At 55.9% G+C, this 9,631-nt stretch carries 6 protein-coding genes, 1 tRNA gene and 1 pseudogene; 7 read left to right on the top strand and 1 reads right to left on the bottom strand.

Annotated features, from left to right (window positions below; translation table 11 throughout):
- Positions 1–86: 86 nt before the first annotated feature.
- The 4 genes from ABY948_RS08725 (at position 87) to clpX (ending at position 3,743) form a co-directional block, all read left to right on the top strand.
- A tRNA-Leu gene (locus ABY948_RS08725) sits at positions 87–171 on the top strand.
- A gap of 38 nt (positions 172–209) precedes the next feature.
- Positions 210–1,523: a trigger factor gene (tig, locus tag ABY948_RS08720; RefSeq protein WP_461482144.1), complete on the top strand. Its 1,314-nt coding sequence runs from the start codon at positions 210–212 to the stop codon at positions 1,521–1,523.
- 184 nt (positions 1,524–1,707) lie between these two features.
- Positions 1,708–2,337, top strand: coding sequence for an ATP-dependent Clp endopeptidase proteolytic subunit ClpP (gene clpP, locus ABY948_RS08715; protein WP_461482143.1), 630 nt, complete (start codon positions 1,708–1,710; stop codon positions 2,335–2,337).
- A 113-nt stretch (positions 2,338–2,450) separates the two neighbouring features.
- Positions 2,451–3,743, top strand: coding sequence for an ATP-dependent Clp protease ATP-binding subunit ClpX (gene clpX, locus ABY948_RS08710; RefSeq protein ID WP_461482142.1), 1,293 nt, complete (start codon positions 2,451–2,453; stop codon positions 3,741–3,743).
- Positions 3,744–3,805: 62 nt separating this feature from the next.
- On the opposite strand, the pseudogene ABY948_RS08705 reads toward clpX, so the two are convergent.
- Positions 3,806–4,550: pseudogene (locus tag ABY948_RS08705) on the bottom strand (IS4 family transposase); the annotation flags it as partial.
- A gap of 128 nt (positions 4,551–4,678) precedes the next feature.
- Between ABY948_RS08705 and lon the strand changes: the two are divergent.
- The 3 genes from lon to ABY948_RS08690 all read left to right on the top strand — a co-directional run bounded on the left by lon (position 4,679) and on the right by ABY948_RS08690 (position 9,477).
- Entirely contained in the window at positions 4,679–7,090 is a 2,412-nt protein-coding gene (lon, locus tag ABY948_RS08700) for an endopeptidase La (protein ID WP_461482141.1), read from the top strand.
- Positions 7,091–7,219: 129 nt separating this feature from the next.
- Positions 7,220–7,492: an HU family DNA-binding protein gene (locus ABY948_RS08695; protein ID WP_461482145.1), complete on the top strand. Its 273-nt coding sequence runs from the start codon at positions 7,220–7,222 to the stop codon at positions 7,490–7,492.
- A gap of 107 nt (positions 7,493–7,599) precedes the next feature.
- Positions 7,600–9,477: a SurA N-terminal domain-containing protein gene (locus ABY948_RS08690; RefSeq protein ID WP_461482140.1), complete on the top strand. Its 1,878-nt coding sequence runs from the start codon at positions 7,600–7,602 to the stop codon at positions 9,475–9,477.
- The last annotated feature ends 154 nt before the right edge of the window (positions 9,478–9,631 follow it).

Here is a 9,631-nt window from a genome sequence, read left to right as displayed (position 1 = left end):
TTGCCCGCGGGCCATGGCCTGTGGCAAAATCCCCACCCTTTGTCGCGGGCGACCATCGCCGCCTGTTCGATTATCCCCGACATTTTGCGGACGTGGCGGAACTGGTAGACGCGCCAGATTTAGGTTCTGGTACTGAGAAGTGTGAGAGTTCGAGTCTCTCCGTCCGCACCATGATGTTAACGAGTTAGAGAACTATTTAGAGGGCAAACATGCAGGTTTCCATCGAAACAACTTCCGGTCTGGAGCGCAAGCTGACCGTAGGGGTACCGGCAGAACGTATTGAGAGCGCGGTTAAAGAGCGCCTGGAACAAGCCAGTAAAAACGTCCGCCTGGACGGCTTCCGCAAGGGCAAAGTGCCGATGCAGGTGGTCAAGCAGCGTTTTGGCGCGGGTATTCGCCAGGAAGTGGTCGGCGAACTGATGGGCAAGACCTTTTCTGAAGCGGTTAACCAGGAAAAGTTGCAGCCTGCGGGACAGCCGGCGATCGAGTCCATCAAGGACGAACCCGGTCAGGATCTGGAATACGTCGCCACCTTTGAAGTGATGCCCGAAGTGGCCCTGGGTGACCTCTCCCAGCTCAGTATCACCAAGCCGGTCTGTGACGTATCCGAAGGCGATGTCACGGCGATGCTCGACGCGCTGCGCAAACAGAGTGCTACCTGGGAAGAGGTTGATCGCCCGGCCGCCATGGGTGACGAAGTGGCCATCGATTACGTCGGCACCAAAGACGGCGAAGAGTTTGAGGGCGGTAAGGCGGAAGATTTCCTGCTTGAGCTCGGCACCGGTAAAGCCATTCCCGGGTTTGAGGATGGTATCGTCGGTATGTCCGTCGGCGACGAGAAAATCATTCCCCTGACTTTCCCGGAAGACTATCACGCCGAAGAGCTGCGTGGCGCGGCGGTTGAGTTCAAGATCAAACTGCACTCCGTGACCGAAGCCGTTTTGCCGGAGTTGAACGACGACTTCTTTGCGCAATACGGCATGCAACAGGGCGGAGAAGAGAAGTTTCGCGAGGTGGTGCGCCAGAATATGGAGCGCGATCTCAAAAATGCCCTGCGCAGCAAGGTCACCGGTCGCGTTATGTCGGCGCTGTTCGACATGCACAAGGATCTGGAAGTGCCCCAGGCCCTGGTGGCCAAGGAGATCACCTCGATGAAATACCAGATGGCGCAAAGCATGGGGCAGGGAAATAATAATTTCGATCCCAATATGCTGCCTGACAACCTGTTTATGGATCAGGCCAAGCGTCGCGCCAATACCGCCCTGATCGTCAGGGAAATCGTCATGGCCAACAAGATGAAGGTGGATCCGGCCAGGGTTCGCAGTCGCATTGAGGAAATTGCGTCCACTTACGAGCAGTCCGAGGAAGTGGTCAAACATTACTTCAGCGACCAGCAATTGTTGCAGAGTGTCGAAGGCAATGTGCTGCAGGATCAGGTGGTTGAGCAGGTGCTTGCGGTTGCCGCCGTGACGGAAGAGCCGGTCAGCTATCAGGACGCCGTTCAGCCCGACGCGCAAGGCTGAATTGATTCTTAACTGATTTGTCAGTTGCATCCGGCGTGAGCCGGATGGCTTGTCAGCCCCGGATGGGTTTTCTCATGCGGGGCTGATGTGTGTTGGCGAATACAGTTTTTGCCCCCGGCAGCTGCTTGCCTTATCTCAAGTGCTGGTTACAATGCTGAAACGCGTCTTACTTGAGTGAATTCCTATGAAATTTGATCAATCTCTGTCTGGTATGGATGTCCGCAGTGCCGGAGGGTTGGTGCCGATCGTGGTGGAACAATCCGCCCGGGGCGAAAGGTCTTACGATATTTATTCCCGGCTGTTGAAGGAGCGGGTCATTTTTCTGGTGGGTCCAGTCGAAGACTACATGGCCAACCTGGTGGTGGCGCAGCTGCTGTTTCTGGAATCTGAGAATCCCGACAAGGATATTCATCTCTATATCAACTCGCCGGGCGGGTCGGTGACGGCGGGTATGTCGATCTACGATACCATGCAATTCATCAAGCCGGATGTGAGCACCATGTGTATTGGCCAGGCGGCCAGCATGGGTGCCTTTTTGCTGGCGGCCGGCGCAGCCGGCAAGCGCTACTGCCTGCCCAATTCCCGGGTGATGATTCACCAGCCCAGCGGCGGTGCCCAGGGACAGGCGTCCGACATTCATATTCACGCCCAGGAAATTCTCAAAATCCGTGCGCGCCTGAATGAATGCCTGGCCCACCACACCGGCCAGACCGTGGAAAAAATCGCGCTGGACACCGAGCGCGACAACTTTATGAATGCGCTGGAATCCAAGTCCTATGGTCTGATCGATACGGTACTGGACAAGCGCCCGTAGAATGGGTAGGCTTTTTTCAAGTGCCCGGAAAAAGCTTTTTTATCCTGTTGATTTATAAGTTTTTTGTTGTCTGATCGCGGGTTTTTGATGAGTAGAATAGTTGGGATGTGGTTATGAGCGACCAGAAATCCGGAAAAGAGGGTGACGACGGGAAGCTGTTGTACTGTTCTTTCTGTGGCAAAAGTCAGCACGAAGTGCGCAAGTTGATTGCGGGACCTTCGGTGTTCATTTGCGATGAGTGCGTTGACCTCTGTAACGACATTATTTCCGAGGAAATCCAGGAGGTTGATGCCGAATCCTCCGGGGAGAAGCTGCCCAAGCCGATCGAAATCAACAATATTCTCGATCAGTACGTCATCGGTCAGGTGCGCGCCAAAAAAATTCTCGCCGTTGCCGTCTACAACCACTACAAGCGGTTACAGAGTGGTGGCAAGGGCACCGGTGGCGAAATCGAACTCGGTAAAAGTAATATTCTGCTGATCGGTCCCACCGGTAGCGGCAAGACGCTGTTGGCGGAGACGCTGGCCCGTCTGCTGGATGTCCCCTTTACCATTGCGGATGCCACCACCCTTACCGAAGCGGGCTATGTGGGGGAGGATGTCGAGAACATCATCCAAAAACTCCTGCAGAAGTGTGATTACGATGTGGAAAAGGCCCAGCGCGGCATTGTCTACCTTGATGAGATCGACAAGATATCCCGCAAATCGGATAACCCCTCCATTACCCGCGATGTTTCCGGTGAAGGGGTGCAGCAGGCACTGTTGAAACTGATCGAAGGCACGGTGGCCTCGGTGCCGCCCCAGGGGGGGCGCAAGCATCCCCAGCAGGAGTTCCTGCAAGTCGATACTTCCAATATCCTGTTCATCTGTGGCGGTGCGTTTGCCGGCCTGGAGAAGGTGATTCGCGAGCGCTCCGAGAAGGGCGGCATCGGCTTCAGTGCCGAAGTAAAGAGCAAGCAGACGGGCAAGGATATCGGCCAGACCCTGGCTGAGGTCGAACCGGAGGATCTGGTACGCTATGGCTTGATTCCCGAGTTCGTCGGGCGCCTGCCGGTGATTGCCACGCTGGAAGAGCTGGATCGCAATGCCCTGGTGAATATCCTGATAGAGCCGAAAAACTCTCTGGTCAAACAATACGAAACCCTGTTTGACATGGAAAGTGTTGAGTTGGATATCCGCCGCGATGCGCTGGAAGCCATCGCCGAGAAGGCATTGGAGCGCAAGACGGGCGCGCGCGGACTGCGTTCCATCATCGAAAACGTGTTGCTCGATACCATGTACAGCATTCCGTCCTCTGAAAATGTCGGCAAGGTGGTCATTGATGGCGCCGTCATCCGCGGTGAATCGGAACCGCTGCTGGTCTATGAGAACAACGAGCCACACAAGGCTGCTGCCAGCGACGAGTGATGTCGCCCGCGGGCAACATCTGAAAGGGCCCTGCGGGGCACTGCTGTCCCACAGTTTCACCGTCATAAGACCAGCCTCATCTGAGGCTGGTCTTTTTGATTGGGCGGTGGGTGCGGGTTAAATATCTCTCTTAGCGTTTTTCTCTCAAATAGATTTAGCTTGTAGCACCCTCAACATACGTTAAACGGTCCAGCCTGTTTTGGCACTGTAGCGTGCAAATGCCACCAGCAGATACACAATCAACGCAATCCATATCTGCGTAAGGACAGCATTCTTCGAGGTGCCCACGAAGGCTTTAATCTTCAGGTTCTGTTTGATTGCCTTGAAGAACAACTCAACCTTCCAGCGATCCTTATAAATGGCCGCAATCGTGGCCGCTGACAAGGTAAAGTTGTTGGTCAAAAACTGATAATACTGGCCCGTCTCGGGGTCACGATAACCAACCCGACGTAGCCTGGGAGCACCCCGTTTGATGGCGTGAGCACTCGTCAGCTCGATAAACTGATCGCTGGTGAGACCAGTTTGTTTATCAACTGTCTTACGCTCAAGCACTCGGTAGACGGCCTTTGAGCGTAGTCGGGTGACAAAGCCAACCCCTTGTTTGGTAAGGCTTCCAACCCATTGATAGTCCACATACCCCTTATCAAACGCGACGATGCTGCCTTTGGGAAAACAAAACTTTCACCCTTCCACCATGTCATTTTCGTTGCCCTCGCTGAGCGCCACAAACTCCGGTATGTCGGTGGTATGATGAAGCCCCACACTGAGTTTTACATTGGCGGCATCATCGCGATGGGACGCCCTGGGGGGTCCTTTTTTATTGCGGCTGAAAAGTTGCGGGTGAAAATATTCTCATTTGTACTTGTTTTTGACTGGGCAGTCCCCATATTTGCGGTAAGCTACAACGATGAAATTCTCGGAATGAGGTTGAGGGAATGGGACAAAATACGGTGCACAATGAGTTGACCATGTTGCCGCTGCGCGATGTGGTGGTTTATCCGCACATGGTAATACCTTTGTTTGTGGGCCGCGAAAAGTCGATCCTGGCGCTGGAAGCGGCGATGGCGAACGACAAGCAGATTTTGCTGGTTGCCCAGAAGTCAGCCGCTGTGGATGACCCGAGCCCCGAGGACCTGTACCGGGTTGGCACGCTCTCCTCGGTGTTGCAGATGCTCAAGTTGCCCGACGGCACGGTAAAAGTGCTGGTGGAAGGCACAGAGCGGGTGAAAATAGAATCGATTGACGAGTCGCCGGGCTATTTTGTCTGCAGCTACCTGCCGATGTCGGAGGAGATTCTCTCCAACAAGGAGAGCGGGGCGTTAATGCGTTCGGCGCTGACCCAGTTTGAGCAGTACGTGAACCTCAGCAAGAAAATTCCCTCCGAAGTGGTCAGCACCGTGGCTGGTATCGATGATGCCAGCCGTCTGGCGGATACCCTGGCTACTCACATGACCCTGAGTGTCGAGCAAAAACAGCAGATTCTGGAAGCCGCGGCGGTGAGCGCGCGGCTGGAAAGCCTGCTGGCGCTGATGGAATCCGAGATTGAACTGTTCGAGGTGGAGCAGCGCATTCGCGGTCGGGTGAAAAAGCAGATGGAGAAAAGCCAGAAGGAGTACTACCTCAACGAGCAGATGAAGGCCATTCAGAAAGAACTCGGCGAGGTGGAGGAAGGCGGCAACGATATCGAGCAGCTGGAAACCAAGATCCAGGAAGCGGGCATGCCGAAATACGCCTTTGACAAGGCCAGGTCCGAACTGAACAAGCTGAAGATGATGTCGCCGATGTCGGCGGAAGCCTCGGTGCTGCGCGGTTATATCGACTGGATGGTGAGTGTGCCCTGGAAGAAGCGCTCCAAGGTGCGCCACGACCTGCAGCGGGCCGAGCGCATACTCAACGAGGATCACTACGGTCTGGAAGAGGTGAAAGAGCGCATTCTTGAATTCCTCGCGGTACAGCAGCGGGTGAAAAAACTGAAGGGACCGGTGCTGTGCCTGGTGGGCCCTCCCGGTGTCGGCAAAACCTCCCTGGGTGAGTCCATTGCCAAGGCCACCGGCAGAAAATATGTGCGCATGTCCCTGGGCGGGGTGCGCGATGAGGCGGAAATCCGCGGCCACCGCCGCACCTACATCGGTTCACTGCCCGGCAAACTGATCCAGAAGCTGTCCAAGGTCGGGGTCAAGAACCCGCTGTTCCTGCTGGACGAAATTGACAAGATGGGCATGGATCACCGCGGCGACCCCGCCTCGGCCATGCTGGAAGTGCTCGACCCGGAGCAGAACAACAATTTCAACGATCACTACCTCGAGGTGGATTACGACCTCTCGGAAGTGATGTTCATCTGCACTGCCAACTCGATGAATATCCCGGGGCCGCTGCTCGACCGGCTGGAGGTGATCCGCATCCCCGGCTACACCGAGGAGGAAAAGGTCAATATTGCCCTGAAATACCTGTTGCCGAAACAGCGCAGGGCCAACGGCCTCAAGGACAGCGAGCTGGAGATGGCAGAAGAGGCGGTGCGCGATGTGATCCGCTATTACACCCGGGAAGCGGGTGTGCGCGGCCTGGAGCGCGAGCTGGCAAAAATCTGCCGCAAGGTGGTGACCAGTTACGTGCGGGAGGATCGTCAGGGGTTGCAGCTGGTCACCCAGGATAGCCTTGAGGACCTGCTCGGCGTGCGCAAATACGATTTTGGCCGCGCCGAAGCGGAGAGCCAAATCGGCCAGGTAACCGGCCTGGCCTGGACCCAGGTGGGCGGTGAGCTACTGACCATTGAAACCTCGGCGGTTCCCGGCAAGGGCCAGGTGGTGAAGACCGGCTCGCTGGGGGACGTCATGCAGGAGTCCATTCAGGCCGCTCTGACCGTGGTGCGCAGCCGCGCCAAGCTGTTGGGAATCCGCCGCGACTTCTACCAGAAATACGACCTGCACGTACACGTCCCGGAAGGTGCCACGCCAAAAGATGGCCCCAGTGCCGGCATTGGCATGTGCACGGCGTTTGTGTCGGTGCTCACCGGTATCCCGGTGAGAGCCGATGTGGCGATGACCGGTGAAATTACCCTGCGCGGACAGGTGTTGAGGATCGGTGGTCTCAAGGAAAAACTGCTGGCGGCCCACCGCGGCGGCATCCGCACGGTCATTATTCCCCAGGAAAATGAGCGGGACCTCAAGGAGATACCGGAAAATATTAAAGCAGATCTTGATATTCGCCCGGTTCGCTGGATCGATGATGTGCTGGAAATTGCCCTGACGCAAAAACCGGAACCCTTGTCTGACGAGGAGTATGAGCGGGTCGACAGCGATGAGAAAAAGTCTGCCAGTGAGGCTGTAGCCCGCATAAATACTCACTAAAGCGCTTGACCGGTTTTGGGCTGGTTGGTATAACGTTGCAGTCGTCTTCTATGCCACAGCCTGCAGAAAGCCGCTGCGTTGTGTGTGTTGCAGGTGAATAGTTTAATCAACCATAACAAGGGGATTATTGTGAATAAATCTGAACTCGTTGATGCAATTGCTGATGCAGCCGATCTGTCTAAAGCCTCTGCCGGTCGCGCTCTGGATGCAGCCATCGATGCTGTTACCAGCGCCCTGAAGAAAGGCGATGCGGTATCTCTGGTAGGCTTTGGAACTTTTTCTGTGAAGCCGCGCGCCGCCCGTACTGGCCGCAACCCGCAGACTGGCGCTGAAATCAAAATTGCTGCTGCCAACGTGCCTAGTTTTAAAGCAGGTAAAGCATTGAAGGACGCTGTTAACTAACAGACAGCGTTCATTGTTTGAGTTCCTCAAACCTTGAAAGGCGCATCAGCGATGCGCCTTTTTTTATAGGATGTCCCGGTACGCTTCGCTAACCCCAAGAGATTTCTATGCTTCAGAACTTTCGAGACAATCTTCATGGCGCCGCCAAGGGGATTTTGATCGCGATCATCATCGTGCCCTTCGCACTGTTTGGCGTGGATGCTATCTTCCTGAGCGGCAGTGCCGTGGAAGAGGCGGCCAATGTCAATGGCGAGAGCATTACCGAACTGCGTCTGCAACAGGCGGTTGCGTTGCAAAAGCAGCAGATACTCAATCGCTACCAGAATATTGATCCCTCCATGGTCAGTGAAGACCAGCTGCGCGGTCCGGTGTTGCAGCAGTTGGTGCGCCAAAAAGTGGTAGAGCAGTCAGCCCTTGATCAGGGCATGGGGATTGATAAGAAGACGGTTTATCGGCTGTTGATGGAAGTGCCGGACTTTCAAACCGATGGCAAATTCGATACCGAGCGCTATGAATTTGTGCTCAGGCAGATGGGTTACTCGCCCTCCTCCTACAATAAATTGCTGACCACCGATATGGTGACCAACCAATTTATGCAGGGCGTGGCCACCACCGGATTTTCCACTGCCCCGGAAAGCACCCTGTTGGCGGGTATTACCGAGCAGGCGCGCGATTACTACTACCTGACGATCCCGAGGGCGCCGCTGTTGGAGTCCATCGCCGTCAGTGAAGCAGACGTTAAAGCCTATTACGACGGCAATCCGGATCAATTTGTGTCCGAAGAGCAGTTGGTTGTCGAATATCTGGAACTGCGCCCTGCCGATCTGGCAGAGGATGTGGATGTTGAGCAGGGCATGGTGGACGATTTCATCGACACCAGAATTGCCGCGGCGGCGGCTTCTCGTTCCCGCCGGGTTGCCCAGATCCTGTTGGAGCGCCAGGACGACCAGAGTCAGCTGCAAAAAATGGCTGAGATACAGGACAAGCTGACAAGCGGTGAAGACTTCGCGGCGCTGGCGAAGGCGTATTCCGAGGACTACGGTTCCGCCGAGCAGGGCGGCGATCTCGGCTTTGTCCAGGTGGGCGACCTGCCGGAACCCCTGGCTGCAGCGCTGGACAAGTTGACCGTCGGACAGGTTTCCGATGTTGTGGAAAGTGAATTGGGCCTGCATTTGCTCAAGCTGCTCGACGAGAAAGCGGCGGATGTGCCGACCCGCGAGTCCCTTGAGCCTGTGGTTCGCGCCGAACTGACCCGTCAACTCGAGATGGAATTGTTGCCCGAGCGCATCGAGGAACTGAAAGACCTCGCCTACAACGCGGAGTCACTGGGGGCTGTGGCCGATCGCATGGGGGTCGAGTTGCACACATCCAAACCCTTTAGCCGTGCCCAGGGCGAGGGTGTTATGACCAACCCCGCGGTGGTCAGTGCCGCCTTCAGCAAGTCGGTTTTGGACGAGGGTCGGGCCAGTGAAGTGCTGGAGTTGGCGGATGACCATGTGCTGGTGCTGGCCTTGAAAGAGCGTATTCCCGCCAGCCAGAAACCTCTGTCTGAAGTCCGGGACAGCATTGAGGCGATGCTGAAACAGCAACTCGCCAAACGCGAATTAATGGTCCGTGGCGAGGCCCTGGCCGCCAGAGTCAAGGCCGGTGAAACCATCGAAGACGTGGCCAAGGGGGAGTCCCTGGACTGGCAGGTCAGCCTGGATACCAAGCGCTTTACCGGCAACCAGGATAATGAGATTCGGCAGCGGGTGTTTGCCATGGCGGAGCCTGCGGCGCAACCGGTGGTGGAGGGACTGGTACTGGAGAGCGGTGACTATGTGCTGGTCTCACTGGTCAAGGTCAAAGAGGGTGATTTTTCCCAGCTCGGCAGCGATCAACAGAAACTGTTGACGGCGACTATCGCCCTGACGGCGGCGAGTCGGGATTACCAGGCCTACGAGTCGCTGCTGCTTGACGATGCGGATGTGGCGACCAAGAAGTGACATGCCTCTTAGGCGCTTAAAGAGAAAAACCTTGGAACGGCGCGATTTGTTCTCCGTGAAAACAAACCGCGCCGTTCATGCAAGACTGGAGCGGTAACGAATGGCGGATTATCAGTATGACCTCGTAATCATTGGCAGCGGCCCCGCGGGTGAG

Origin of the sequence: Porticoccus sp., assembly GCF_041592135.1 — a bacterium.
Taxonomy (GTDB): Bacteria; Pseudomonadota; Gammaproteobacteria; order Pseudomonadales; family Porticoccaceae; genus Porticoccus.
Note: the sequence above shows the minus strand (reverse complement) of the source record. Positions and strands in the feature narration are given on the sequence as shown.

What these genes read in the sequence shown, in the direction of transcription:
- tig (WP_461482144.1), top strand. Translation starts at nt 210, where the DNA reads ATGCAGGTTTCCATCGAAACAACTTCCGGTCTGGAGCGCAAGCTGACC.
- clpP (WP_461482143.1), top strand. Translation starts at nt 1,708, where the DNA reads ATGAAATTTGATCAATCTCTGTCTGGTATGGATGTCCGCAGTGCCGGA.
- clpX (WP_461482142.1), top strand. Translation starts at nt 2,451, where the DNA reads ATGAGCGACCAGAAATCCGGAAAAGAGGGTGACGACGGGAAGCTGTTG.
- lon (WP_461482141.1), top strand. Translation starts at nt 4,679, where the DNA reads ATGGGACAAAATACGGTGCACAATGAGTTGACCATGTTGCCGCTGCGC.
- ABY948_RS08690 (WP_461482140.1), top strand. Translation starts at nt 7,600, where the DNA reads ATGCTTCAGAACTTTCGAGACAATCTTCATGGCGCCGCCAAGGGGATT.